26 protein-coding genes are annotated in these 25,230 nt (G+C 63.3%); 14 read left to right on the plus strand and 12 right to left on the minus strand.

The window, feature by feature from the left end:
* Positions 1 to 37: 37 nt before the first annotated feature.
* The 12 genes from P9292_RS26200 to P9292_RS26255 all read left to right on the plus strand — a co-directional run bounded on the left by P9292_RS26200 (position 38) and on the right by P9292_RS26255 (position 13,104).
* Positions 38 to 922 (plus strand): lipid A biosynthesis lauroyl acyltransferase, encoded by an 885-nt coding sequence (locus P9292_RS26200; RefSeq protein WP_244826664.1) that lies wholly within the window; start codon positions 38 to 40, stop codon positions 920 to 922.
* Positions 923 to 1,001: 79 nt separating this feature from the next.
* A complete protein-coding gene (dapF, locus tag P9292_RS26205; RefSeq protein WP_250466247.1) occupies positions 1,002 to 1,886 on the plus strand; it encodes a diaminopimelate epimerase in 885 nt (294 codons plus the stop codon).
* A gap of 36 nt (positions 1,887 to 1,922) precedes the next feature.
* Positions 1,923 to 2,636, plus strand: coding sequence for a DUF484 family protein (locus P9292_RS26210; RefSeq protein WP_244826662.1), 714 nt, complete (start codon positions 1,923 to 1,925; stop codon positions 2,634 to 2,636).
* A 7-nt stretch (positions 2,637 to 2,643) separates the two neighbouring features.
* Positions 2,644 to 3,567, plus strand: coding sequence for a tyrosine recombinase XerC (gene xerC, locus P9292_RS26215; protein WP_250509699.1), 924 nt, complete (start codon positions 2,644 to 2,646; stop codon positions 3,565 to 3,567).
* 40 nt (positions 3,568 to 3,607) lie between these two features.
* Positions 3,608 to 4,807: a class I SAM-dependent rRNA methyltransferase gene (locus P9292_RS26220; protein WP_309961987.1), complete on the plus strand. Its 1,200-nt coding sequence runs from the start codon at positions 3,608 to 3,610 to the stop codon at positions 4,805 to 4,807.
* Between the two features lie 133 nt (positions 4,808 to 4,940).
* Positions 4,941 to 6,020: a GTP-binding protein gene (locus P9292_RS26225; RefSeq protein WP_250509697.1), complete on the plus strand. Its 1,080-nt coding sequence runs from the start codon at positions 4,941 to 4,943 to the stop codon at positions 6,018 to 6,020.
* A 564-nt stretch (positions 6,021 to 6,584) separates the two neighbouring features.
* A complete protein-coding gene (dksA, locus tag P9292_RS26230; RefSeq protein WP_035962045.1) occupies positions 6,585 to 7,001 on the plus strand; it encodes an RNA polymerase-binding protein DksA in 417 nt (138 codons plus the stop codon).
* Between the two features lie 342 nt (positions 7,002 to 7,343).
* The gene (gene hslV, locus P9292_RS26235; protein ID WP_244826658.1) at positions 7,344 to 7,880 is read left to right on the plus strand and encodes an ATP-dependent protease subunit HslV; all 537 of its coding nucleotides are present in this window, start codon (positions 7,344 to 7,346) and stop codon (positions 7,878 to 7,880) included.
* A 24-nt stretch (positions 7,881 to 7,904) separates the two neighbouring features.
* Positions 7,905 to 9,251 (plus strand): ATP-dependent protease ATPase subunit HslU, encoded by a 1,347-nt coding sequence (gene hslU / locus P9292_RS26240; protein ID WP_244826657.1) that lies wholly within the window; start codon positions 7,905 to 7,907, stop codon positions 9,249 to 9,251.
* Between the two features lie 352 nt (positions 9,252 to 9,603).
* A complete protein-coding gene (ada, locus tag P9292_RS26245) occupies positions 9,604 to 10,692 on the plus strand; it encodes a bifunctional DNA-binding transcriptional regulator/O6-methylguanine-DNA methyltransferase Ada (protein ID WP_309961990.1) in 1,089 nt (362 codons plus the stop codon).
* 147 nt (positions 10,693 to 10,839) lie between these two features.
* Complete coding sequence (gene gshA / locus P9292_RS26250) at positions 10,840 to 12,453, plus strand: glutamate--cysteine ligase (protein ID WP_309961992.1); 1,614 nt, start codon at positions 10,840 to 10,842, stop codon at positions 12,451 to 12,453.
* Between the two features lie 141 nt (positions 12,454 to 12,594).
* On the plus strand, positions 12,595 to 13,104 hold the full coding sequence (locus P9292_RS26255) for a hypothetical protein (RefSeq protein WP_244826654.1): 510 nt from the start codon (positions 12,595 to 12,597) through the stop codon (positions 13,102 to 13,104).
* 3 nt (positions 13,105 to 13,107) lie between these two features.
* On the opposite strand, the gene P9292_RS26260 is transcribed toward P9292_RS26255, so the two are convergent.
* Together P9292_RS26260 and P9292_RS26265 are read right to left on the minus strand one after the other, a co-directional pair.
* Positions 13,108 to 14,667, minus strand: coding sequence for a DHA2 family efflux MFS transporter permease subunit (locus P9292_RS26260; RefSeq protein WP_250466235.1), 1,560 nt, complete (start codon positions 14,665 to 14,667; stop codon positions 13,108 to 13,110).
* 96 nt (positions 14,668 to 14,763) lie between these two features.
* The gene (locus P9292_RS26265; RefSeq protein ID WP_309961996.1) at positions 14,764 to 15,264 is read right to left on the minus strand and encodes a MarR family transcriptional regulator; all 501 of its coding nucleotides are present in this window, start codon (positions 15,262 to 15,264) and stop codon (positions 14,764 to 14,766) included.
* A gap of 199 nt (positions 15,265 to 15,463) precedes the next feature.
* On the opposite strand from P9292_RS26265, the gene P9292_RS26270 reads away from it, so the two are divergent.
* Together P9292_RS26270 and P9292_RS26275 are read left to right on the plus strand one after the other, a co-directional pair.
* Entirely contained in the window at positions 15,464 to 15,745 is a 282-nt protein-coding gene (locus P9292_RS26270; RefSeq protein WP_244826651.1) for a hypothetical protein, read from the plus strand.
* Between the two features lie 190 nt (positions 15,746 to 15,935).
* Complete coding sequence (locus tag P9292_RS26275; protein WP_309961998.1) at positions 15,936 to 17,546, plus strand: efflux transporter outer membrane subunit; 1,611 nt, start codon at positions 15,936 to 15,938, stop codon at positions 17,544 to 17,546.
* Between the two features lie 222 nt (positions 17,547 to 17,768).
* Here the strand turns inward: P9292_RS26275 and P9292_RS26280 are convergent, their stop codons facing one another.
* The 10 genes from P9292_RS26280 to gspF all read right to left on the minus strand — a co-directional run bounded on the left by P9292_RS26280 (position 17,769) and on the right by gspF (position 25,227).
* Positions 17,769 to 18,548, minus strand: coding sequence for a type II secretion system protein N (locus P9292_RS26280; RefSeq protein ID WP_244826649.1), 780 nt, complete (start codon positions 18,546 to 18,548; stop codon positions 17,769 to 17,771).
* A 1-nt stretch (position 18,549) separates the two neighbouring features.
* Positions 18,550 to 19,053 carry a type II secretion system protein GspM gene (gene gspM, locus P9292_RS26285; protein WP_244826648.1) on the minus strand — a complete coding sequence of 168 codons (504 nt, stop codon included), beginning with the start codon at positions 19,051 to 19,053 and terminating at the stop codon, positions 18,550 to 18,552.
* Positions 19,050 to 20,363, minus strand: a complete 1,314-nt coding sequence (gene gspL / locus P9292_RS26290) for a type II secretion system protein GspL (RefSeq protein ID WP_244826647.1) — start codon at positions 20,361 to 20,363, stop codon at positions 19,050 to 19,052. Before gspL ends, gspM begins: the two co-directional genes overlap by 4 nt.
* Positions 20,364 to 20,380: 17 nt before the next feature.
* A complete protein-coding gene (gene gspK, locus P9292_RS26295; protein WP_309962001.1) occupies positions 20,381 to 21,493 on the minus strand; it encodes a type II secretion system minor pseudopilin GspK in 1,113 nt (370 codons plus the stop codon).
* On the minus strand, positions 21,490 to 22,161 hold the full coding sequence (locus P9292_RS26300) for a prepilin-type N-terminal cleavage/methylation domain-containing protein (RefSeq protein ID WP_309962003.1): 672 nt from the start codon (positions 22,159 to 22,161) through the stop codon (positions 21,490 to 21,492). Before P9292_RS26300 ends, gspK begins: the two co-directional genes overlap by 4 nt.
* Positions 22,139 to 22,525, minus strand: a complete 387-nt coding sequence (gspI, locus tag P9292_RS26305) for a type II secretion system minor pseudopilin GspI (protein WP_244826644.1) — start codon at positions 22,523 to 22,525, stop codon at positions 22,139 to 22,141. Before gspI ends, P9292_RS26300 begins: the two co-directional genes overlap by 23 nt.
* Positions 22,525 to 23,007 (minus strand): GspH/FimT family pseudopilin, encoded by a 483-nt coding sequence (locus tag P9292_RS26310; protein WP_244826643.1) that lies wholly within the window; start codon positions 23,005 to 23,007, stop codon positions 22,525 to 22,527. Before P9292_RS26310 ends, gspI begins: the two co-directional genes overlap by 1 nt.
* A gap of 13 nt (positions 23,008 to 23,020) precedes the next feature.
* On the minus strand, positions 23,021 to 23,479 hold the full coding sequence (gene gspG, locus P9292_RS26315; protein WP_244826642.1) for a type II secretion system major pseudopilin GspG: 459 nt from the start codon (positions 23,477 to 23,479) through the stop codon (positions 23,021 to 23,023).
* A gap of 117 nt (positions 23,480 to 23,596) precedes the next feature.
* A complete protein-coding gene (locus tag P9292_RS26320) occupies positions 23,597 to 24,010 on the minus strand; it encodes a type II secretion system protein N (RefSeq protein ID WP_244826641.1) in 414 nt (137 codons plus the stop codon).
* Complete coding sequence (gene gspF / locus P9292_RS26325; protein ID WP_250492852.1) at positions 24,010 to 25,227, minus strand: type II secretion system inner membrane protein GspF; 1,218 nt, start codon at positions 25,225 to 25,227, stop codon at positions 24,010 to 24,012. The genes P9292_RS26320 and gspF overlap by 1 nt, the downstream gene beginning before the upstream one ends.
* Between the last annotated feature and the right edge of the window lie 3 nt (positions 25,228 to 25,230).

Raw genomic sequence — 25,230 nt, forward strand, 5'->3', positions numbered from 1 at the left:
TCCATAGTTCACCTCCGTCTGTTCGCTGGAGCACCTCATGTTAGGGCGCATTGGCGTGGCGCTCGCCTTCGGCTTCCTCAAGTTTCTGGCGCTCATCCCTTACGGCATCACGGCACGTTTCGGCGACGGACTCGGCTGGCTGCTCTATCAGATCCCGAGCAGACGCAAGCGCATCGTACATACGAACCTCGCGCTCTGCTTTCCGGACTGGTCGCCCGAGCGCCGCGAGGAAGTTGCGCAGCAGCATTTCCGCCACGCCATCCGCAGCTATGTGGAGCGCAGCGTGCAGTGGTTCGGCTCGGCCAAGAAACTCGAAAAACTGATCGAGGTGGACAGCGCCGTCGATCTCTCCGACCCGAACCTGCCGCCCACGCTCTTTCTCGGCCTGCATTTCGTCGGCATCGAGGCGGGATCGATCTTTCTGAACTACTCGCTGCATCGGCAATGCGGGTCGCTGTATCAACCGTTCTCGAATCCGCAGGTCGAGGAAATCGCGAAAGCGCAGCGCGCTCGCTTCGGCGCGGACATGGCGAGCCGTGCGGACAGCGCGCGTATCGTGCTGCGCTGGCTGCGCGACCGCAAACCGGTGATGCTCGGCGCGGACATGGACTACGGCATGCGCAATTCCACCTTCGTGCCGTTCTTCGGCATTCAGGCGTGTACGTTGACGGCCGTCGGCCGGCTGGCGAAAGCGGGCAAGGCGCAAGTGGTGCCGTTCATCGGCGAGGTGCTGCCGAACTACAAGGGATATCGGCTGAAGATTTTCGAGCCGTGGCAGAACTACCCCACTGGCGACGACGAAGCCGACGCGCGCCGCATGAACGAATTCCTCGAAGAGCAGATTCCGCACATACCGGAGCAGTATTACTGGGTGCACAAGCGTTTCAAAACGCGTCCGCCGGGCGAGCCGGGCTTCTATTGAGCGCGCATGGCGCCGTGGTGGCGCAGATCGTCGCGAAACGTCATGAAACGTGACGGTGAGGCTCACATACAATAGCGCCATGAAACTCAAATTCACCAAGATGCAAGGCGCGGGCAACGACTTCGTCGTGCTCGACGGCTACACGCAGGCGCTCGATCTGAGCGCGCAGCAAGTGCGTGCGCTCGCCGACCGTCATTTCGGCGTGGGCGCGGACCAGTTGCTGCTGGTGGAAAAGCCGACCATCGAGGGCGTCGATTTCAAATACCGCATCTTCAATTGCGACGGCGGCGAGGTCGAACATTGCGGCAACGGCGCGCGCTGCTTCGTGAAGTTCGTGCGCGACCGCAAGCTGACCGACGCTGCAACCGTGCGCGTGCAGGTGCAAAACGGCGTCATCACGCTGACCATGCAAGCCAATGGCGAAGTGACGGTCGACATGAGTACGCCGGTGTTTCATGCGCCCGAAGTGCCTTTCGACGCGCACGGTCTCGAAGGCCGCAACGAAGGCAACGACACGCTCTGGCCGCTCGATCTGAACGGCTATGCGAATGAACCGCGCTGGATTTCCGTCGTCTCGATGGGCAATCCGCACGCCGTGCAGATCGTGGATGACGTAGAAGCGTATCCCGTGCTCGTCGAAGGTCCGCTGATCGAGCGTCACGCGCGCTTTCCGAAGCGTGTCAACGCGGGCTTCATGCAGATCGTCGATCGTCATTCGGTCAAGCTGCGCGTCTACGAACGCGGCGCGGGCGAAACGCTCGCGTGCGGCACGGGCGCGTGCGCGGCGGTGGCGGCAGGCATCCGGCGCGGCGTGCTCGACACGCCGGTGCGCGTCGAGACGCACGGCGGCACGCTCACCATCGGCTGGGACGGTGCACGCGACGAATCCGCGCCGCTTTTCATGGCCGGACCCGCCGCGACGGTTTTCGAAGGCGAGATCGACCTCGACCGCATCGCCGGCTGAGTTTGCATACGCATCGCATCATTACGACCATCGACCATGAATCCACGCGAAGTCGCCGATTATCTGCTCGACAACCCCGATTTCTTCACCGAGCACGCTGAACTGCTCGGCACGATCCGGTTGTCCAATCCGCACGGCAAATCCGCCGTGTCGCTGCAGGAACGCCAGATGGAAATGCTGCGCGACAAGAACAAGCAACTCGAACGGCGCCTCGCCGAACTGCTGCGCTACGGCCACGAAAACGACAGCATCTCGACGAAGTTCAACCGCTGGACCGTGCGCGTGATCGCGCAGCGCGATCCATACGCGTTGCCCTCGACCATCAGTCGCGGCTTGTGCGAAGTCTTCGACGTTCCGCACGCCGCGCTGCGCGTCTGGGATGTCGACGAAGGGTATCGCCAGGCCGACTTCGCGCGTCAGGTCGGCGAGGAAGTGCGCATCTTCGCGAATAACCTCGAAGTGCCGTATTGCGGCGCGAACAGCGGCTTCGCGGCGGCGCAGTGGCTTGGCGCGCCGAACTCGGCGTCGGCTACGACCGTTGCCGGAGAAGGCGCCGCGCAGCGCAAGATCGAATCGATCTCGCTGATCGCCCTGCGCGATCCGCAAGCCGGTCCGGATGCGCCCACCTTCGGCCTGCTCGTCATGGGCTCGCCCGATCCGCGCCGCTTTCACGACGGCATGGCGACCGACTTCCTCACGCAGATCGGCGCATTGGCCAGCGCGGCTTTGAGCCGTCTGATGCCTTACTGAGATCGCCATGGACGCCGCCGAAGCCATCGCCACGTATCTTTCGATGCTCGAACACGAGCGGCGTCTGTCCGAACACACTTTGCGTGGCTATACGTACGAACTGAGCGAACTGCGCGCGCTCGCCAAAGACCGTCCGCTCGAATCGCTGACCGCGCTCGATATGCGCGGCGCGGTGGTCAGGGCGCATTCGGCGGGGCTGTCGTCGCGCTCCATCGCGCATCGGCTGTCGGCGTGGCGGGCGTTTTATCGATGGTTCGCGCAGCAAGTCGACATGCCCGCGAATCCGGTGGCGACCATTCGCGCGCCCAAGCGCGAGAAGAGCTTGCCGAAGGCGCTTTCCGTCGATGACGCCATGGCGCTCATGGACGCGCCCCAGGCCGGCACAACCGAAGCCGCGCGCGATCACGCGATCCTCGAACTCTTCTACTCGTCCGGCTTGCGGCTCGCCGAACTGGTCGGGCTGGACGTGCATTTCGTCGAGACCGCCGAATACCGCTCGCAAGGCTGGCTCAATCTCGCGCACGAGGAAGTGACGGTGCTCGGCAAGGGCAACCGGCGGCGTTCGGTTCCAGTCGGACGCAAGGCAGTCGATGCCTTGCGCGCGTGGATCGCGGTACGCGGCGAATTCGTTAAGCACGACCCGCACGCGCTCTTCATTTCGGTGCGCGGCAACCGCATGGCGCCCGGCGTGGTGCGCGAGCGCGTGAAGCGCATGGCGCTCCTCGCGGGCATTCCGTCGAACGTACATCCGCACGTGTTGCGGCATTCGTTCGCCACGCATGTTCTGCAATCGAGCGGCGACCTGCGCGCCGTGCAGGAGTTGCTCGGTCACGCGAGCATCACGGCCACGCAGGTCTATACATCGCTGGATTTTCAGCATCTCGCTCGCGTCTACGATTCAGCGCACCCGCGCGCGAAGAAGCGCGATTAACCTGCGGGCGCTTGCATGAGCGCCCGCGCCTGACATTCTCATGCATACCATCACGCTCAAACCGGCGAAGGACAGGTCGCTCGTTCGCCGCCATCCGTGGATCTACGCCAACGCCGTCGCGCGGATCGACGGCAATCCCGCGCCTGGCGCGACCGTCGCCGTGCGCGCGGCCGACGGCCGCTTTCTGGCGCGCGCGTCGTATAGCCCGCATTCGCAGATTCGCGCGCGCGTCTGGTCTTTCGACGAAGCCGAACCTGTCGATCACGCGTTCTTCAAGCGTCGCGTGCAGCGCGCGGTCGCGCATCGGCAGACGATGGTGCGCGATACCGGCGCCACCCGTCTCATTTTCGGTGAAGCGGACGGCTTGCCCGGTTTGATCGTCGATTACTACGTCGCCGACGAAGGCGCGCGCGCGCAACTCGTTTGCCAGTTCATGGCGACGGGCGTCGAAGCTTGGAAAGAGGCGATCGTGCAGGCGCTCATCGACGCCACCGGCTGTCCAAATGTCTACGAACGCTCGGATGTGTCGATTCGCCAGAAGGAAGGGCTCGAGCAAACCACCGGCGTGCTCGCCGGCGACGCGCCGCCCGAGACGCTCATCACGAACGAATGCGGCGTGCGCTATCACGTCGATGTCATGCACGGCCACAAGACAGGCTTCTATGTCGATCAGCGCGACAACCGCGTGCTGGTTCAGCAAAACGCGGAAGGCCGCGAAGTGCTCAACTGCTTTTGCTACACGGGCGGCTTTTCGCTCGCGGCGCTCAAGGGCGGCGCCACGCGCGTGGTGTCCGTCGATTCGTCCGGCGACGCGCTCGCCCTGGCGCGCGCCAACGTCACGGCAAACGGCTTCGACGCCGAACGCGCCGAATGGCTCGACGCCGACGCGTTCAAGACCTTGCGCCGTCTTTACGACGAAGGCCAGCGCTTCGACCTGATCGTGCTCGATCCGCCGAAGTTCGCGCCGTCGAAGGAGAGCGTCGAGCGCGCCGCGCGCGCTTACAAGGACATCAACCTCAGCGGTTTCAAGCTGCTACGTCCGGGCGGGCTGCTCTTCACGTATTCGTGTTCCGGCGCGATCGATTCGGACCTCTTCCAGAAGATCGTCGCGGGCGCGGCGTCGGACGCGCGTGTCGATGCGCGCATCCTCAAGCGGCTCGGCGCGGGCGTCGATCACCCTTTGCTGACGGCTTTTCCCGAAGGCGAATACCTGAAAGGGCTGCTGTTGCAAATTGCGTGAGCGCCCTTATCTAGCGGCCACGTAACCGGGTCGCACGGAGCACCGGTTCGGCAAATATGTTTCAATATTCGACTCATTGCGCCTGCCGCGGCCCGCGCAATCCCCGAACACAGACAAGGACACAGGCGACACCATGATTCCCGTAACCATCCTGACCGGCTTTCTGGGTAGCGGCAAAACCACGCTGCTCAAGCGCATTTTGAACGAGCAGCACGGCATGAAGATCGCCGTGATCGAGAACGAGTTCGGCGAAGAGAACATCGACAACGAAATCCTCGTGCAGGAAACGAACGAGCAGATCATCCAGATGAGCAACGGCTGCATCTGCTGCACGATTCGCGGCGATCTGGCGCGTGCGCTGGAAGACCTCGCTAACCGCAAGAAGGCGGGGACGCTCGATTTCGACCGCGTGGTGATCGAAACGACGGGTCTCGCGAATCCGGGCCCCGTGGCGCAGACGTTCTTCATGGACAACACCGTCGCAGACGAATTCCTGCTCGACGCGATCATCACCCTCGTCGATGCAAAACACGCGAACGCGCAGCTCGACCAGCACGAAGTGGTGCAGCGTCAGGTCGGTTTCGCAGACCGCCTGTTCATCACCAAGTCCGATCTCGTCGATGCCGCCGCGCTCGAAGCGCTCAAGCATCGCCTGCTGCACATGAACCCGCGCGCGGCCATTCGCGTCGTCAATTTCGGCGATGCGGACATCAAGGAAATCTTCGACCTGCGCGGCTTCAATCTGAATTCGAAGCTCGAGATCGACCCGGATTTCCTCGCGGAAGACGACCACGAACACGATCACGGCCATGACCACGCGCACGATCACGGCGACGACCACGATCACGCCACTTGCGGTCACGATCATAGCCACGACCATGAGCATCATCATCACCATCACGCGCATCACGACGACAAGATCAAGTCGTTCGTGTATCGCAGCGACAAGCCGTTCGATCCGAACCGCCTCGAAGACTTCCTGGGCGGCATCCTGCAGATCTACGGCGAGCGTCTGTTGCGCTACAAGGGCGTGCTCTATATGAAGGGCGTGGATCGCAAGGTCGTGTTCCAGGGCGTGCATCAGATGATGGGCAGCGACCTCGCCAGCAAGTGGATGCCGATCGAGAAGAAGAACAGCAAGATGGTGTTCATCGGTATCGAGTTGCCGAAGGATCTGATTTTCGACGGCCTCGACGCCTGCCTCGTCAAATAGATTGGCATGCATATCGCTTGATAGCTGCGGTTCCCGTCTTCAGGAAGCGTGCGCGAAAAGCTGGAAACGCCGCCGCGGCCTATCGCGCGCGGCGTTTTTCGTAGCGTGACTTTCGTGCGGCGTGTGTAGTCGCGACCACGAAGCAGCATCGCTTTTTGTACGTCCACGCGTTATATTTTTGAAATTCCGACATAAATTGACAGGGTTTTCTCGTTGTCGTCGGAAATTGCGGTTCAGTTACAATACAGCCCCACTGGAGAAGGGCAAATCCGTTTGGCGCATGGCTTGAAGTCACATCTGAGCCTTACGCTGTCGGATGTCAGGAGAAGGGATGGCCTGTTTTGCGTTATCTCGATTTAGCGGGGGAAGGCGAATCGAAACAACGCAGGAAGGCCCGGAACGCGGACATGCGAAAAAATGCCCCGCGTACCGGCTACATCCGTAATCGGTTTCCAGAGGAGTTCGGCCCCGCATCGACGTGTCGCGTGATGCCATGACGCTGCATGCGGGTAATGTAGTCGGGGCGTTGCGGAAGACTTCGCCTTACATTGAAGAAGCAAGCAGATGACAACGAAACTCTTGACCGAAGCCGAAATCCTGAAGATGAGCGAGAAGGACTACATGAACGAGGAACAGCTCGCCTTCTTCAAGAACCGGCTCGAACAGTTGCAAGCCGACATTCTCAAGAATGCCGGACAGACGACCGAGAACCTGCGGGAAACGGTGATCGTGCCGGACCCGGCGGATCGCGCGACCATCGAGGAAGAGCATGCACTGGAACTGCGCACGCGTGACCGCGAACGCAAGCTCCTGAAGAAAGTGCAGCAGTCGCTCGCGCGCATCGAGTCCGGCGATTACGGCTGGTGCGAGGAAACCGGCGAGCCGATCGGCATTCCGCGTCTCATCGCGCGCCCGACCGCCACGCTCTCGCTCGAGGCACAGGAACGCCGCGAACTGCGTCAGAAGCTGTTCGGCGACTGAAGCGCGTCTCTCTCGGCGAACGTCGCGGGGCCGCCCGCCACGGGGAAGACGCCGCCGCGAAATTCGCGTGTTCGAACGCTCCGGTACACGCAAGGCACACGCATCCGCGTGTGCCTTTTTGTTTGCGCGGCGCGTCCTGCGCATCGCGTGTCTTGATAAATTCCCCATCGCCCTAAAATGAATCCGACGCGCCCGTTCACGACGACGGCGCGTGCGCGGCGCCGGACGCTCGTCTTTTCGAGTTGGGCGGAACCCCGCGCCGTGCACTCCATCGAATTCTCGACTGCGTGGCGGTTCTTTAGATCGAGCCGCCCGCGTCCTTCGTTTTCTCAAGGAACGCACATGGAACAATTTCACGGCACGACCATCGTCTCCGTGCGAAGCGGCGGCAAAGTCGCGTTGGGCGGCGATGGTCAGGTGACGCTCGGCAATATCGTCATGAAAGGCGGTGCGAAGAAAGTGCGCCGTATCTATGGCGGCAAGGTGCTGGTCGGCTTCGCCGGCGGCACGGCCGACGCGTTCTCGCTGCTCGACCGCTTCGAAGCGAAGCTGGAAAAGCATCAGGGCAATCTCACGCGCGCAGCCGTCGAACTCGCCAAGGACTGGCGCACCGACCGCATGCTGCGACGTCTCGAAGCCATGCTGATTGCCGCCGACGCGCAAGCCACGCTCGTCATCACCGGCAACGGCGACGTGCTCGATCCCGAAAACGGCATCTGCGCCATTGGCTCGGGCGGCGCGTACGCGCAAGCCGCGGCACAGGCACTCGCCGAAAACACCGAACTCTCTCCGCGCGAAATCGTCGAGAAGGCGCTGACCATCGCCGGCGACATGTGCATCTACACCAATCACAATCGCGTCATCGAGACGATCGAGTAAGCGCACGCGCGCAAAGGACCAACGATGACCACCATGACTCCCGCCGAAATCGTCTCGGAACTCGACAAACACATTATCGGCCAGGGCCGCGCGAAGAAAGCGGTCGCGGTCGCGCTGCGCAATCGCTGGCGCCGTCAGCAAGTCGCCGAGCCGCTGCGTCAGGAAATCACGCCGAAGAACATTTTGATGATCGGGCCGACGGGCGTCGGCAAGACCGAGATCGCGCGACGTCTCGCGAAGCTCGCGGACGCGCCGTTCATCAAGATCGAAGCGACCAAGTTCACCGAAGTGGGCTACGTCGGCCGCGACGTGGACAGCATCGTGCGCGATCTGATCGAGATTTCGGTGAAGCAGACGCGCGAATCGGAGATGAAGAAAGTCCGCACGAAGGCCGAGGATCGCGCCGAAGACCGCATCCTCGACATTCTGCTGCCGAGCGCGCGGCCGGTTGGCTTCGGCGCGTCGAGCGCGGCGGAATCGGCCGAGGACAGCAACAACGTCACGCGTCAGACCTTCCGCAAACGGCTGCGTGAAGGCGCGCTCGACGACAAGGAAATCGAACTCGATGTCGAACAGCCGCAAGTCGGCATGGACATCATGGGTCCGCCGGGCATGGAAGACATGACGGAGCAAATTCGTTCGATGTTCGCGAACATCGGCGGCGGCAAGAAGACGCGCCGCAAGGTGAAGGTGAAGGAAGCGCTCAAGCTGCTCACCGACGAGGAAGCCGGCAAGATGCTCAACGACGAAGAGGTCAAGAGCCGCGCGGTGCAGAACGTCGAGCAAAACGGCATCGTGTTTCTGGACGAGATCGACAAGATCGCGTCGCGCAGCGAAACCGGCGGCGCGGAAGTGTCGCGCGCAGGCGTGCAGCGCGATCTGCTGCCGCTCGTCGAAGGCACGACCATCAACACGAAATACGGGATGATCAAGACAGATCACATTCTGTTTATCGCGAGTGGCGCGTTCCATCTGGCCAAGCCGAGCGATCTGATTCCCGAACTGCAAGGGCGTTTTCCCATTCGCGTCGAGCTGGATTCGTTGTCCGTGCAGGACTTCGAGTCGATCCTGAATTCCACCGATGCAAGTCTCGTCAAGCAATACAAGGCGCTGCTCGCGACCGAAGGCGTGGAACTCGATTTCGCCGATGACGGCATCCGGCGTCTCGCCGAAGTCGCGTTCTCGGTGAACGAGAAGACGGAGAACATCGGCGCGCGGCGGCTTTACACGGTGATCGAAAAGTTGCTGGAGGAAGTGTCGTTCGCGGCGGGGAACCACGCGGGCACGCCGGTGCGAATCGACGCGGCGTATGTGGATCGCGCACTGAACGACGTGGCGCAGGACGAGGATCTTTCTCGCTACGTGCTGTGATGTAACTCGGTGAAAACGAACCGGGCTAGCTTCAGACGCCCGGTTTTTTTACGCCCGAAAGCCACGCGGCGCGCGGCATCGCCAAAAACGACAGACGAAAAAAAGCCCGCCTAGTTGGCGGGCTGAATCCATATCAGGAGGAGACATGGAGGAGACAGTTCCAATACTACACAGCCACTTGATGCGACGCAATAGTTTTTTTAGTAAAAACCCCTATGGCGCCGAAGTGTGGCATCTGTGCGTCACAATTCTGAAATTGCTGGACGCGGCGCGCGATGACAGCGCAAGAAACGGCGCGTAACCTTTCTCACAGGGCCTTACAGTGGATTCACGCCCTTCCACTGGAGCAGCCATGAACATCGCGGAAACCTTTCAGATCGTCCTTGATTTCGATACCGACGCCGGCCGCTGGCAAGCCGTGGTCGATCGCGACGCGCGCGCCGACGGCGCTTTTTTCTTCGCGGTGCGCACCACGGGCGTATTCTGCCGTCCGTCGTGCGCGTCGCGGGCGCCGCGACGCGAGAACGTCGAATTCTTCCAGACGACGGATGCCGCCGCCGAAGCGGGTTATCGGCCATGCAAGCGTTGCCAGCCGACCGGCCTGCCGCGCGAACTCGCGATTGTCGAGCGCGCGTGCAAGGTACTCGACGCCGATCCACAGCGGCGCCTGACGCTCGCGCAACTGAGCGACGCCGTGCACGTCAGCCCGTTTCATTTGCAGCGCTTGTTTTCGCGCATCGTCGGCGTATCGCCGCGGCAGTATCAGGCGGCGAGGCGCGCAGGCGTGCTGCGTGAAGCCTTGCAGCACGGCCAGGATGTCACCCGCGCGACCAACAACGCCGGTTTCGGCTCGCCTTCGCGTCTGTACGACGCCGTTCCCGCCGAACTCGGCATGACGCCATCGGCCTACAAGCGCCGTGGCGCGGGCTCGACCGTGCGCTATACGACGGCCGACACGCCGCTCGGCGTCGTGTTGGTCGCGGCAACCGACAAGGGCATCTGCAAGATCGCTTTCGGCGACGATGGCCGCGCACTCATCGATCAATTGGCGGTGGAATTCGCCATGGCCGAGCGAATCGAGGATGCCACGCGACTGGAGCCGTTCGTCGCGCAAGTTCTGGCCTACGTGCAGGGCACGCGCGAACGTTTCGATTTGCCGCTCGACATCGGCGCCACGGCGTTTCAAGGGCGCGTCTGGGAAGCGTTGCGCAACATTCCCTACGGGCAGACGCGCACCTATTCCGAGATCGCCGAAGCGCTCGGCGCGCCGCGCGCGGTGCGGGCGGTGGCGAACGCGTGCGCGTCGAATCCGGTGGCGCTCGCGATTCCCTGCCATCGCGTGATTGGCAAGGACGGCGCGATCACGGGGTATCGCTGGGGCGTGACGCGCAAGGAGGCCCTGCTCGATACCGAACGCGCGCAAAGGGACGCGAAGTCCTGAGCGCGGCCGCACCGCAAACCCCGGAAATCCCCGTAAATGCCCGTCGCCATTGGGCTCAAGCACGTCGAACACCGAGATGTTAAAGTGCCCGCTACCCGAAAATAAGACCGGGCGCGAAACACCTGCGCTCCTCGCTCAACGGCTTCAATGGCAAACCAGCAATCCGCTCACCCCAAGGCCGGCGCCTATCAGCGCCGGCTCGCCGCGCTCGCGTCCGGACCGCACGCCAACGCGTTGCGTCAAGGCTTGCGCGGCATCGAGAAAGAAAGCCTGCGCGTGACGCCCGAAGGCAAGCTCGCGACGACGCCGCATCCGCGTTCGTTCGGCTCGGCGCTGACGCATCCGCTCATCACGACCGACTATTCGGAAGCGCTCGTCGAACTCATCACGCCGGCGGAAACGGATATCACGCTGACGCTCGATCGTCTCGATCTGCTGCATCGTTTCGCCTACGCGCATCTCGGCGACGAGTTGCTGTGGAACGATTCGATGCCCTGTTCGCTGCCGCCAGAAGACGACATTCCGCTCGGGTTTTACGGCACGTCGAACATCGGTACGCTCAAGCACGTGTACCGGCGCGGGCTGGCGCTGCGCTACGGCCGCACGATGCAATGTATCGCGGGCATCCACTACAACTATTCGCTCGACGAAAACGTCTGGCGCGCGTGGCAAGCGCTCGATCCGTCGAGCACGCTCTCGGCGAAAGACTTCCAGTCGGAGCGTTATTTCGCGCTCATCCGCAATTTCAGGCGCACGAACTGGCTGCTGATGTATTTGTTCGGCGCATCGCCCGTGCTGAACCGGCGCTTTATCGAAGGCAAGGCACATAGCCTGGAAGCGCTCGACGCGGACACGTTCTATCTGCCGCACGCCACCAGTCTGCGCATGAGCGATCTCGGCTACACGAACAACCCCGCGCAGGCGGATTTATTGCCGAGTTACGACAATCTCGCCGCGTATGTCGACGTGCTCGCGAACGCCGTGAGCCAGCCATATGCGCTTTATCAGGCCATCGGCACGCAGCGTAACGGCGAGTGGGTGCAGATCAACACCAACGTGTTGCAGATCGAAAACGAGTTCTACTCGACCATTCGGCCTAAGCGCGTCACGCGTTCGGGCGAGCGTCCGCTGCATGCGCTGGCCGATCGCGGCGTGCAGTACATCGAAGTGCGTTGTCTGGATATCGATCCGTTCGAGCCGACCGGCATTTCCCTCGCCACTTCGCGCTTTCTCGACGCCTATCTGCTTTACTGCGCGCTCGAAGACAGCCCGTTGCTCTCGCGCGAAGCGAATCTCGAAGCGAACGGCAACTTCACCAAGGTATCGAAGGAAGGGCGCAAGCCAGGACTGACGCTCACGCGCGACGGCGCGTCCGTGTCGATGCAGCAATGGGCCGAGGAATTGTTCGACGCCATTGCGCCGGTTGCGAAGATCCTCGATCAACTCGACGGCACGAACGACACCACACGCGTGCTCGAAGCACTGCGGCCGCGCATTCGCGATGCATCGCTAACGCCTTCGGCACGCGTGCTTCAGACGATGCGCGACAAGCAGCAATCGTTCGATGCGTTCGCGCTCGAATTGAGCCGCCAGCATGCGGAGTTCTTCCGCGAGCATCCGCTTTCGCCCGAAGAAGCAGGCGAGATGGCCGCGCTTGCCGCGAAGTCGCTGGAAGAGCAAGCCGAGATCGAACGCAATCAAACCGAAACGTTCGACGAATTCGTCACCGCGTATCGCGACTACAAGGCGGGCGCGCGCTGAACCGGCGCGTAGTTTTACCTTGCCCGCGCCTCGTGCGCGCGGCAAGCGTTACGCGTGTTTGAAACAACCCGAAACGCGCAGAAACGCCGCCCGGCGGGATCAGTCAAAATGATCAATGACTTATCGACTAGCGGGGATGCAATGAGCACCAAATTACTGAAGGCCGCATCGGCGACGGCAGCGCTGGTTCTGCTCGCGAGCTGCACGAGCGAAGGCCAGGTCAGCAGTCAGACGATGGAGCAGGCCACCGCGCCGCTCACCTGCATGAGCAAGCTGGAATGCGACGCCTGGTGGGCGCGCGCGCAAGTCTGGGTGACGAATCATTCGGAGTACAAGCTTCAAGCAATCACGGATTCGATCATCCAGACGGCAGGACCGTCGAGCGGCAAGCGCGCGCTTGCTTACCAGATCACCAAGACGCCGAGCAACGAAGGCACGGCCACGATCGGTTTCGCCGCGCATTGCGACAGTCCGCTCGGCTGCCAGCCGGGTCCGTGGCAGGCGGGCGCGGACTTCAAGCAGTTCGTGCGCAATGGCGCGACGCGCCCCGTGAGCGCAACGCCGCAAGCCGTGCAGACGAATCCGCAGCCTGTACCGCTCAATCTCGACAGCCAGCCGGGCCAGTCGGGCGAACCGCTCACGCCGCAATAGGCGTCAGTGTCCCGTCGTGGCCGACGCGCCTTTCCTCGGGCGCGTCAGCCAGACCATCGCGGCGAGCACGAGAAACGCATAGAAGGAAATGCGGAAGAAGTCGTTGGTCGACATCATGTACGCCTGCGCCGACACCACGCGGTCCAGTTGCGCCGTCAGTGCCTGCCCTGAAAGCCCCAGTCCCGAGAGAAGGTCCGAATAAGCGGTCGTGCCCTGGGAATAGGCGCTCACCGACTCCGTGAGCACGGAATGATGGCGGATCATGTCGTTCTCCCAGAAGGTCGTGCTGACCGCCGTGCCTATCGCGCCCGACAAGGTCCGCAGAAAATTTGAGAGCCCCGCCGCGCCCGCGAGCCGTTCGTCGGAGACGCTCGATAGCGTGATGGTCGTCATCGGTACGAAGAAGCACGCGACGCCAATGCCCTGAATCAGACGAGGAAAGATGATGTGGCTAAAGGGCGTATCGAGCGTGAAGGTCGAGTTCCAGTACGACACGAACGCAAACACGATAAACGCGAAGCTCGCGACCACGCGCAGATTCATGCGATGCATGTTTTGCCCGATCATCGGCGAGAGCACGAGCGCGAGTATGCCGACCGGCGCGGTTGCAAGACCCGCGAGCCACGGCGTATAGCCGAGCACGGTTTGCAGCCACAGCGGCAACACCACGACCGAGCCGAAGAACGCGAGAAAGCCCAGCGAAGTGATCATCACGCCCATTGCGAAATTGCGGTCGCGGAACAGCGACAGGTCGATCACCGGTTCTTTTTCCGTCACTTCCCACGCGAACATGAACGCGAGCGATACCGCCGCGACGATCGCCAGCGTGACGATGAACGTCGAGTTGAACCAGTCGCGGTCCTTGCCGAGATCGAGCATCATCTGCAGGCTCGCGACGCCGATCACGAGCAAACTGAGCCCGACGGCGTCGATGCGCTGTCGCGTCGTCTTGGTCTCATGTCCGCGCAGGAGAAAGTACGCAATCGCCGCCGAAAAGATGCCGATCGGCACATTGATATAGAAGATCCACGGCCACGTGTAGTTGTCGGTGATGTAGCCGCCCATCACGGGACCGAAAATTGGCGCGACGATGACAGTCATTGCCCACAAACCGAGCGCGAGTCCGCGTTTTTCCGGCGGATAGCTGCGCATGAGGATGGTTTGCGACAGCGGCACCATGGGGCCGGATACGAGGCCTTGCAGCAGCCGGAAGCCGATGAGCGATTCGAAGTTATGCGCGAAGCCGCAAAGCGCCGACGCCACGGAAAACAACAGCACGGAGATAGTGAACAGTTTCACTTCGCCGACGCGGCGCGCGAGCCAGCCGGTGAGCGGCACGGCGATCGCGGATGCAACCGAGTACGAGGAAATTACCCACGTGCCTTCGCTCGTCGCGACGCCCAGACTTCCTGAAATGGTCGGCACGGCGACATTGGCGATGGATGTGTCGAGCACTTCCATGAAGGTGCCGAGCGCCAAGCCCATTGTCAGCAAGGCGAGGATGCCGCCCGTGAGCGGACGCGGCGCGGGCGTGGCGGGTTCGGCAGTCGCGGTCGTCGACATATCTTTTCTCTTATGCGTTCGAAAGTCCGTGCCACGGCATTCTCTGCCCAGACAGCAAAATGCGCGGCTTTTGGCGGCTACGTTGCCGCTGCTTTGTTACTCCCCGGCGTCTTCCACACATCCGACGCAACCTGCGCGGCCAGCACCAGGCGAATTGCTGATGATGCGCGCTAGCATCGACGTCAGAAGATCGAGTTCGGCCCGGCTGAAGCCTTCCAACTGCTCGTTCAGCACCGCAGCGCCGAGCGCGGGCAGTTGCGCGGCGGCGGCGCGGCCACGGTCCGTCAGATTCAGTTCGACGATGCGCCGGTCCGCGTCGCTACGCGTGCGGCCGATGAAACCCTTCTTCTCCAGCCGGTCCAGCATGCGCGTCATGGAACCGCTGTCGTAAGACATCTCGCGCGACAGTTCCAGCGGCGTGCGCGCTCGACCCGCTGCCAGGAAAAGCAGCACGCCGATTTGTTGCGACGTCAGATCGAGCGGCCGCAGCGCTTCGTCAGTTCGCGCGATCAACACGTTGCGAGCCTTTGCAAGGTAGTAGCCAAGGCTGGTGTCGAGTTGAATCGTGGCCGGATCGTAAAGCGGTTCGCTGGTCATTCGACGGTCCGTGGGACGACGCGCAAAGCCATGCAACGTCCCGGAAAAGCAACATTCCGAAAAAAGCAATCGGTAGTATCTTGAAAACTACTTGCATAGTCAATATTATTTAAGGCACCGAGTTACGCGCGACATGCGCCACCCGAGACCATGTTCTGATTGCCCGATGCGTCGTTCGCGACGCCCCAAGGACCCTTCAATGACCCGCTTTGCCCGCACCGCCGGCCGACGTTTCGGCCAAGTCAGCAGCTCGATCGCCAACGCATCCCGTCAGTTCGTTCCGCCGAATCTGAACTCGTGGAAATTCGCGTTGTATCTGATCGTGTTCCTGATGCCGGGCGGTTCGTTCATCGTGCTGGCCATGGGATGGTTCGAGAATCGGCAGCGGCGCAAGACTGAAAAGCCGGCGCGTGCATCCAACCGCACCTTGCTTCCCGCGCCGTGCGCTTGCTCCAGTAGCGGCGGAGCAGGCGGCGCCTGAAGCGCGTAACGCGTCGTAACCGATTCCCGCTGCCGCGTAACACCCACCTTACGCCGAAGCCGTTACCCTAACGTCTGCCTGACGCTCGCGCGCAAGTCTCACGACCTGCTTCGCGAGCGTTCCGTTACCATCTCGGCAGTCGCATTCGTCGTATCGGACGAAGCGCCGCCGACAGGAATTTCGAAAGCAGATGCCGTCTCGCCTCGCTGTTTCATCCTCGCTGCGCCTTTCCGCCACTACGCTTGCGGCCACGCTGGCGTTGTCCTTCGCCGGTTGCGCGGTCGGCCCCGACTATCAGCGCCCGTCCACGGCAATGCCCGCGTCCTATAAGGAAGCGCCCGAAGGCTGGAAAGTCGCGCAACCCGCCGATCAGACCGATCGCGGAACGTGGTGGACCATTTACGACGACGCAACGCTCAACGACCTCGAAGCGCGGCTGAATCAGTCGAACCAGACGGTTGCGCAATATGCGGCGGCTTATCGGCAGGCGCGGGCGCTCGTCGGCGAGGCGCGCGCGGCATATTTCCCGACCATCGGTGCGTCGGCTTCGGGATCGCGCTCTGGGCAAGGTGCGGGCACGCGTTCCACGAGCACCTCTACGTTCGGCAACAGTTCCAGCACCGTCGGCAACAGCTTCAGCGCATCGCTCGATGCCACTTGGGAGCCTGATCTCTGGGGCAGCGTGAGCCGCACGGTATCGGCGCAGAAGGCCGGCCAGCAGGGCGCGGCAGCCGATCTTGCGAACGCGCGTCTGTCCGCGCAAGGCACGCTCGCGCAGACCTACTTCCAGTTGCGCTCGCTCGACGCGCAACAACGGCTTCTGGACGATACCGTCGCCGCTTATCAGCAGTCGCTGAAGCTCACGCAGAATCAGTATGGGCAGGGAATCGTCGCGCGCTCGGACGTGATTCAGGCGCAGACGCAGTTGCAGTCGGCGCAGGCATCGGCAATCGATAACGGCGTCGCGCGCGCGCAGTACGAGCATGCCATCGCGGTGCTTATCGGCGAGGCGGCTTCGACCTTCTCGCTGGCGCAGATGCCGCTCGATGCCACGCCGCCGACCGTGCCCGCGCAGATGCCATCCGCGATTCTCGAACGGCGGCCGGATATCGCATCGGCCGAACGGAAGGCTGCGGCGGCGAACGAACAGATCGGCGTGGAAATCGCGGCGTACTTTCCCACGCTCACGCTCTCCGCGCAGGGCGGCTTCGAAAGCTCGGTGTTGTCGCAATTGCTGCGCGCGCCGTCGCGTTTCTGGACGCTCGGCCCGGACATCGCCGCAACCATTTTCGATGGCGGTTTGCGCGCCGCCCGCACGGACGCCGCGCGTGCCGCTTACGACCAGAATGTCGCGACGTATCGGCAGACGGTGCTGACGGCGTTTCAGGATGTCGAAGACAATCTCGCTTCGCTGCGCATTCTCGAGAAGGAAGTCGTCGTGCAGCAGCAGGCGGTGGAGTCGGCGCAGCAGGCGCTCGCGATCATCAACAATCAGTACAAGGCGGGGACGGTCGCGTTCATCAACGTGCTGACCGCGCAAACCACGGCGTTCACGGCGCAGCAGAAGCTGGCGAATATCGCGGGACAGCGGATGGTCTCGTCGGTGGGATTGGTGAAGGCGCTAGGCGGCGGGTGGGATGTCGCGCAGATGGATCAGGAAACGGGGGCGGCGCAGGCGCCAGCCTCGGCTTCGGCTTCGGCTTCGGCTTCGGCTTCGGCTTCGGCTTCGGCTTCGGCTTCGGCTTCCGATATCGTCAGTCAGACGCTATCGGCTAGCGACAAGCGCGCGTCAGCCGACTAAAACGCCCGTGCAAGCTCGAACGCATGCGTGTTGCCTGGTGCGCCGCGTTGCGGGCAAGCAAGCACAAGCCAGCTGAGTAAGAATCTCGCGAGCGCAAGCGGTGCGCTCAGTGCGCCTCCGTTGTTCAACGTGCGCGCACGAACCGCTCAATCCGAAGCGCCGTTGGAAAGACAACTTGCACAACCGCACCGGCACTAAAGACATCGGAAAGCCAGCACCGCCTCACCGCACCAAGGTCAGCGCCACCGTATCCTGATCCGTATGCCGGCCTAGCAGATTCAACAGTCCCGCCAGATTCTCACGCTGCTCGGGCGCCGCCGTCGCGGTGCCGTTGAACGCCGTCGATCCCTGCGACACCGTGCCGTTTCCCTTCAGCAGGAGCGGGCCACGCGTAGTCGTGAGATCGATTTCCGCCGATTCACCCTGCGCCTGCAACGCCACCCGATACGACCCGAGCGGCTTCACCCGCGATACTCTCGACGACATGTCGTCCAGCGTGACGACCACCTGACCATACGCATTCCTGCCGAGCACGCGGAACTCGGTCCATGTGAGCCGCACCGAACCATCGAAGTTCAGCGTGTTGAACGGCGCGCCGAGTCCGGAAAGCAACGTGGCCGGCACGGCGATCCCGCCAGCCGAAAGAAACGCGCCGCGCGGCGTGGCATCGACGATCACGGCGTCGGGCATCGCTTCGCTCTGGCGCATGGTCATGTGAACGCGGCCCGTGAAAAGCGGCCAAAACGCCGTCGTCCACTCGATACGCCCCGGCAGCAGCGTCGCGCCGGAAACGTCGCCGCCCGTCGCGAGCATGAGCGTGGCGGACCCGCGCCAGAGCGAACCCGCCGGATCGACGAGATTCACGCGGCCGCCCGTTACGCGCGCGAATTGCGGCGTGATCCAGGCGGCGGGCAGCATTACGAGCAGCGTGCCGGCGACCGACAAGATCATCACAAAAAAAGCCGGCAGCGCGTACCGGATTCGGCGAGTCCAATAGCTCATGTCACTTCACGCTCGCCGGTTGCAGCGATGCCGTCAGATCCACCTGGCCATCCGGCTGAAGCGCCGTGACATGCGCCTCCGACACTTGCACCTTGAACTGCTTGCGGGCGTCGTCGAGCCACAGCGTCCAGTTCGGAAACGACGTGTTCTTCAACTGAATCTGCACCGCCGCGCCGATCACCTGCACCTGCGTCGCCTGCATGCCGCTGTCCGCCAGCGACTTGGTGAGCGCATCGCGCAAGGCGCCGCCCGTCGGCGTTACGCTATCCGAATTGCCCGCGAGCGAGCGCGCCTCGTTGGCTTGCGCGGTCATCGTCGCGAGCTGGCGTTGCATGGCGGGCAGCGTGTCGCGCAAGCGGCCGCGCCCTTCGAAGGCAGGCGCCCACAGCACCAGATACACGAGCGCGAGGCCGAGAACCAGTCCGCCCCAAAACAGCAGCGCCTTTTCGCGTGCCGTGCGCGCCTCCCAAAACTCCCCGAGCGAACGTCCGAGTTCCGCTTTCATTGACCGCTCCTGATCGTCCACTTACCCGTGTTGCTGTCGATTGCACCGTTCAGCCCGTTCGCCGAAAGACGCCGGGAAAGATCGCCATCGACCTTCGTCTCCGGTTTGAACGTCACTTCGAGATGCCGATCGCGATAATCCAGCCCCGCGATGCCGTTCACCGGCACCGGCCCGAGCGAACGCGCGAGGCCATCGGCGAGTGTCAGAAAATCCGATGGCGACAGCTCGCCCGACGCCACGCGCAGACGATCGAGATTGCGCGTCATCTGGTCGGGCGCGTCGAGCACGACGGTGGTTTTAGGGAAGGCGTTGAGCAGCAGCTCCGTCATCTGCGCGCTGATCGCGTCGCGCTGACGCGCAAGCTGAATCCACTGCACGTTGATCCCGATGATCGACACGACGATCGACGCCACCACGAGCGCGATCGGCACGCGCAGACGGCGCATCGTCGTGCGGTCGAGCCGCCACGGCTGCGCGGCGAACTCGAACTGGCACAGATCGAAGCGGCTCGCGAGCGCATTGCGTGCGAGCGACTCGAACGCGAGCGGCTCTGCGCCGACGATGCTAGCCGCCGCCCGCGACGACGCGAGACGCGGCTCGTCGCCCGGAAGATCGAGAAGCGAATACACGGTGACCGGCTGATCGCCCGCGAGAGCGTCGAGCGTCGCGGCGATGGAATCGGACGGCAAGGCGAGTCCCTCGCCGAGCGCCGCGTGCTCGCCGCGCGCAATCGCCACTTCCATGCGCGGCGCGACAAGCGCGGCCGGCGCGGCCACTTCGCCGATCAGCGCGGGCGCGGTCGAAACCACATGCCCGAGCAGTCCGGCGACGAACGGCGGCGCGGCAAGTGCTTCATCGGCTTCGCGGGACGGAATCGGCAGGCAACGCATGGCGGGCACCGCCTTCACATTGCGATGCCCCGCGCCAGAGAATGCCTCGCGCACGAAGCGGAACCAGCCGCGATCGATGACCGCGAGCACGCGCCGGCCATCGGCGAGCGCGACGGGATCGACGGCGATATGGCAAGTCTGCGCGTCCTGGATCACCTGATCCTCGATCACGTTCGGCAGCGCCTGACGCAAGCGCGGCCCCTTCAGCGGCGGCACTTGCGCGGCGAGCAGCAGCGTGTCGCGCGCGGCGACGATCAGCACGGTCGCGTTCGCACGCGGCAGCAAGCCGAGCGATGCGCGGCCAGCGCGCTGAGTTTCGCCGCGCTTGTCGAGCAGCACGAACGGCAGGTCGGGCAGATGCCACTCTTCCGAGCGCACCGCCGGATCGCGCGGCGGTAGTAGAACGATCAGTGTGCTCAAAGGCCACTTCCTCTCATTTAAAGCGCGTCGCGCGTATAGACGATGCGCGTCGTATGCGTGGTCGGATCGCGGTACACGAGCGTCGAGCGTTCCAGCTGCGCGCGCTCATGTTCGACGCGCCCACGGATCACGAAATAGCGTGTGGTGACATCGAGCTCGCTGGGATCGATCGATGTCGCGGTCTTCACGCCCGCGCCGGTGAGCGCGAGCTGCACGTTGCCGGTATCGTGAAAGAACACCGTCTCGCGGCGCGCGACGAACGCCTGCGCCTGCGAGAGATTCATTCCCGGCACCACGGCCGCGACCACTTCGGCAGGCGCGGTGTTCATGTTCACGGCGGTCGTCGTCGGCAGAACGGTGACGAACGGCCTGAGCTTCGCGACGGCTTCCGGCGAGAAACCCTGCACGTCGAGCAGCGAGTCGACGCTGATCATCTGCAAGGGCGCGACGGGCGCGTCGGTATCCGCGTCCTTCAGGCCGGGATCGTCGGTGAAATTGCCGCCGCCCGTGCCGCCGCCCTGCGCAATCGCCGCGATGGTCGCGTCCGGCGTGGTCGTGCTCGTCGTGGTGCTGTTGCCCGTTTGCGTCTGAAAACGCGTCGCGGACCGCGCGAGACCCGCGCGTATCTGCAGCGCCACCGTTTTCGCGAGCGACCCGTTGATGCCGAGAAGCGTAAGCAGCCGCTGGAACGCCTGAATCTGTTCGACGTTGATGGTCAGTACGCCCGGCGTTGGCGTCGACACGAGGTTGCGCAGATTGAACTTCGCCTGCGCGTCTTCAATCGATCCGGACAGAAACGTCTGCGCGCCTTCCTGCGAACGCACTTCACCGATCTGCCCGAGAAAGTCCGACAGCCTCGTCTTCGCGATGGGCACACCCCACACGCCGCCGAGATACGTGACGGTCGGTGAGGTATCGGCTTCCGAGCGCAAAATGAGGCGCGTCCAGTCGAGCGCGCTACGCGAAATCCACTGCGCCTGCGCGAGCAGCCGCTGATTTTCGATACGCCGCACCTGCACCTGCTGACGCCACAACATGCCCGACACCAGAATGGCCGACAGCGCGACCACCAGCAACGCGCTGATGATCGCGACTCCGCGTTCTTTCCGGCTTCTGGCGCGCATCGTCATTCTCCGACCATGAATACACGCGTGATCGGCACGGCGAGATTGCGCGCGCCGACCGCCACCTGAATTCCCGAAACCGCGCGCGGCAGCGGCGCGTTGCCGAGCTGCGGCACCTTCAGGTTGTTGTCGTTCTCGTTGATCTGCGAGAACACGTCGTTCATCCTCGTGGTCCAGCCTTTCTGCGGAATATAGACGCGCGAGGCGAGCGAAGCCACGCCGCCCATCAACTGCACCGCGTTCCAGCCGTCCGCCGTATCGCTCGATGACAACGCGCGCCGCACTTCGCCCACATTCGCGAGCGGCGGCGACGCGAAGCGCACGATGCGTCCGTCCGACAAACGGTAACGCACCACCTGCAAGCGTGGCGGCGCACCGACCGCGAACATGCCGCGCACGATCTGCAGCGAGCCGTTGTCGATCGACACCGCGGGCTGACCCGCTTCGTCGTCGGTGGCGGCCTGACGCGCGTCGATACGCATCTGATCGAACAACTGCGCGACCACGCGCTCGTCTTCCATCGAATTGGTGATGGTCGCACGGGCGCGGATGATGGAGTCGAGCCCGCGCCACGACAGCACCGCGATCACCGCCAGAATGGCGATGGCGATCAGCATTTCCAGCAGCGTAAAGCCGCGCTGCCTCGCGGCGTCAGAGGGAGCGGTTCGTTTCATTCGCCACCACCGTGACCATTTGCGCGAGATAGCCCGAACGGCCCGGCGTCGTGACGAACATCTCGACGCGCCGGAAAATCGGGTTGGGCGTCGCGGTGACGCGCTGCGTGCAGACCAGCTTCAGGTTGCCCTGCGAACATTCGAAGGTGCGCGAGCCGATCTCCGGGAACGTGTGCGCCAGCCGAATCTGCGCGAGCTCGTTATCCGCGCTCCAGCCGGCAAGCAGACGCCGATGCAAATCCGCCTCGCCGTTGGCAATCGCGCCGACCGCCCTCAGCGACGCGGCAAGCGCCACCGCGATGATCGCCAGCGCAACCAGCACTTCGATCATCGTGAAGCCGCGTTCCTTCCGCCGGGTGCACATCACCGCACCTGAAAGCGGCCATTGCCGCTGCCGACGATGGTCGCGCGCCCTGCCGGCGAAACGAGCGTGACTTCCATGGGCGTGTCGATGGCTTCGGTGCCGAAGACGAGGCGGCTCGCCGACTTGTCGGAATCGAGAAACTGGATCGTCGCGCTCGTCACGCCGCCTTCCCACGGACGCGGCCGCAGCAGATCGTCGCGCAGCGGACGCCAGCCGTCCTCGGTGCGGATATCGAAGCGAAAACCGCCGTCGTAAGGCTGCCACGCGATGGGCCGCGCGCGCACTTGCGCTTCGTCGCCCGCGGATTCGAACAGGAGCGCGAGACGCTGCGCTTCCTCGTTGAGGTCGGTGCGCGGATTGCGCGTGAGCTGCAACGAAGCCAGCGACACGAGCAGACCCGCGATCACCAGCACGACGAGCATTTCCAGCAGCGTGAAGCCTGCTTCACGGCCTCTATGCATATCGCGCCTGCCCACGATCATTCCTTCGATGAGATTACTGCCACGAACCGACGTCGGCGTCGTTGCCGTCGCCGCCCGCCTTGTTGTCCGCGCCGTAGCTGAACACGTCGATTTCGCCGTGCACGCCCGGATTCAGATATTGATACTGCGCGCCCCACGGGTCGGCCGGCAGACGTTCCAGATAGCCGCCGTCCTTCCAGTTGTTCGGCGCCGGTTCCGTGGTCGGCTTCTCGATCAGCGCGCGCAAACCCTGCTCTTGCGTCGGATAACGGCCGTTGTCCAGGCGATACAGCTTCATCGCCTGCATGATGGTGCCGATGTCCTGTTTCGCGGCGACGCGGCGCGCCTCGTCCGGACGACTCATGATCTTCGGCACGATAAGCGCGGCGAGAATGCCGAGAATGGCGATCACCACCATGATTTCGATCAGCGTGAAACCGCCCTGACGGCGCGCCTTTGCAACGTTCATGCGGCGTTGTGTCCACAATTGCATGACTACTACCTCTTGATATGAATCCGGGGCTTGCGCCCGCTGTTATTGAAAATTCCCGCCGAGCATTCTAGCGAGCGCGTTCGCATGAACACGCGAACGAACCCGCCGCGCGGCGCTTTAGCGCACGTAGATCGTCGGTCCAGGAGGCATCTGCGGCAGGAAGATCTCCGACTTCGAGCCGTTACGATCGATGATGATCGAACGCGCGCGCACTTCCGAAAGCTTCACGCCTTGCGTGAGCGGACCGCCGAGCGAGATCGCGCGGGCCGGCTCGCCGCCATAACTGACGATAGCAGCCGCGCCGTGCTGCAGGGCCAGGATGCCGAACAGATGCACATCCTGATTCGCTTGCCGTTCCAGTTGTCCGCCGAAAATAGTCGCGGCCTGTTCCACCGACGGCGTGCGCGTGGCGGCGGCAGCGGGCAAGGGCGCGGTCTGCCGCGAAGTCAGCGTGACGACCCAGTACGTCACGGTCACGCAAAAGAGCGCGAGGGCGGCGAGCGATATCAGGCGAATTTGCAGGCTGTTCATTACTGCACCAGATTGTTCAGTTCGATGATCGGCAGCATCACCGCGAGCACGATCACCAGCACGACGCCGCCCATCGCCAGAATGAGCAGCGGTTCGAGCAGACTCGTCAGGAACATCGTGCGGCGTTCGAGTTCGCGCGCTTCGCCTTCAGAGGCACGGTCGAGCATGGTGGTGACGTCGCCGGTGGCTTCGCCGGAGCGGATCAGATGCACCAGCACGGGCGGAAACGTCTTCGTGTTGCCGAGCGCGCGCGACAGCGACGAACCTTCACGCACGCGCACGATGGCGTCGTCGACGTTATTGCTCATTGCCCGGTTGCTCAGGGTTTCGCCCGCGGCCTGCAGCGCGCGCAGGATCGGCACGCCGGCGGCCGTCAGAATGGCGAGCGTGCTGGCAAAGCGCACGGTGTTATAGCCGCGCACCAATTTGCCGATGAGCGGCGCGGTGAGCAGCCAGCGGTCGAACGCCATGCGCGGCCCGGGCCGCGCGAGAATGCTCTTGACGATCCACGCGAAAAGCGCGACGCCGACCAGCATGGCCCACCAGTAATTCCGCACGAACGCGGAGAGCGCCATCATCATCACGGTGAGAACGGGCAGCGCCTGCTTGGTGCTGGCGAACACGTTCACGACCTGCGGCACGACATAACTCAAAAGAAACGTGACGATGCCAAGCGCGATGATCGTCACGATACCCGGATACGTAAACGCCAGAATGATCTTCTGTTTCAGCGCATTGCGTTGCTCGATGTAGTCCGCGAGACGGGAGAGCACGAGACCCAGCTTGCCGGTATGCTCGCCCGCCGCGACGAGCGCGCGATAGATCTCGGGGAAGTCTTTCGGATGCTGCGCCAGCGCATTGGCGAACGAATGCCCGCCGAGCACTTCGGCGCGGATCGCGGCCATGAGTTCGCGGATGTAATCGCGCTCGGACTGCTCGGTCAGAACCGCGAGCGTTTCGCCGAGCGGCAAACCCGCGATCAAGAGGCTCGCGAGCTGACGCGTGAGAATGGCCTGCTCGCGCTGCGACAGACGCCGCCCGAGCGAAAGGCGTTGCTGCCGTTCGCCGCGCGTCCGCGTACCCGCCGCCTCGACGATAAGCGGCGTCAGACCTTGCGTGCGCAACTGGCTGCGCGCGGCGCGGGCGCTGTCGGCATCGAGTACGCCCTTTTGCGTCTTGCCCGCGTGGTCGATCGCTTCGAAACGGAAAGCCGGCATACG

This window comes from Caballeronia sp. LZ001, assembly GCF_031450875.1.
Taxonomy (GTDB): domain Bacteria; phylum Pseudomonadota; class Gammaproteobacteria; order Burkholderiales; family Burkholderiaceae; genus Caballeronia.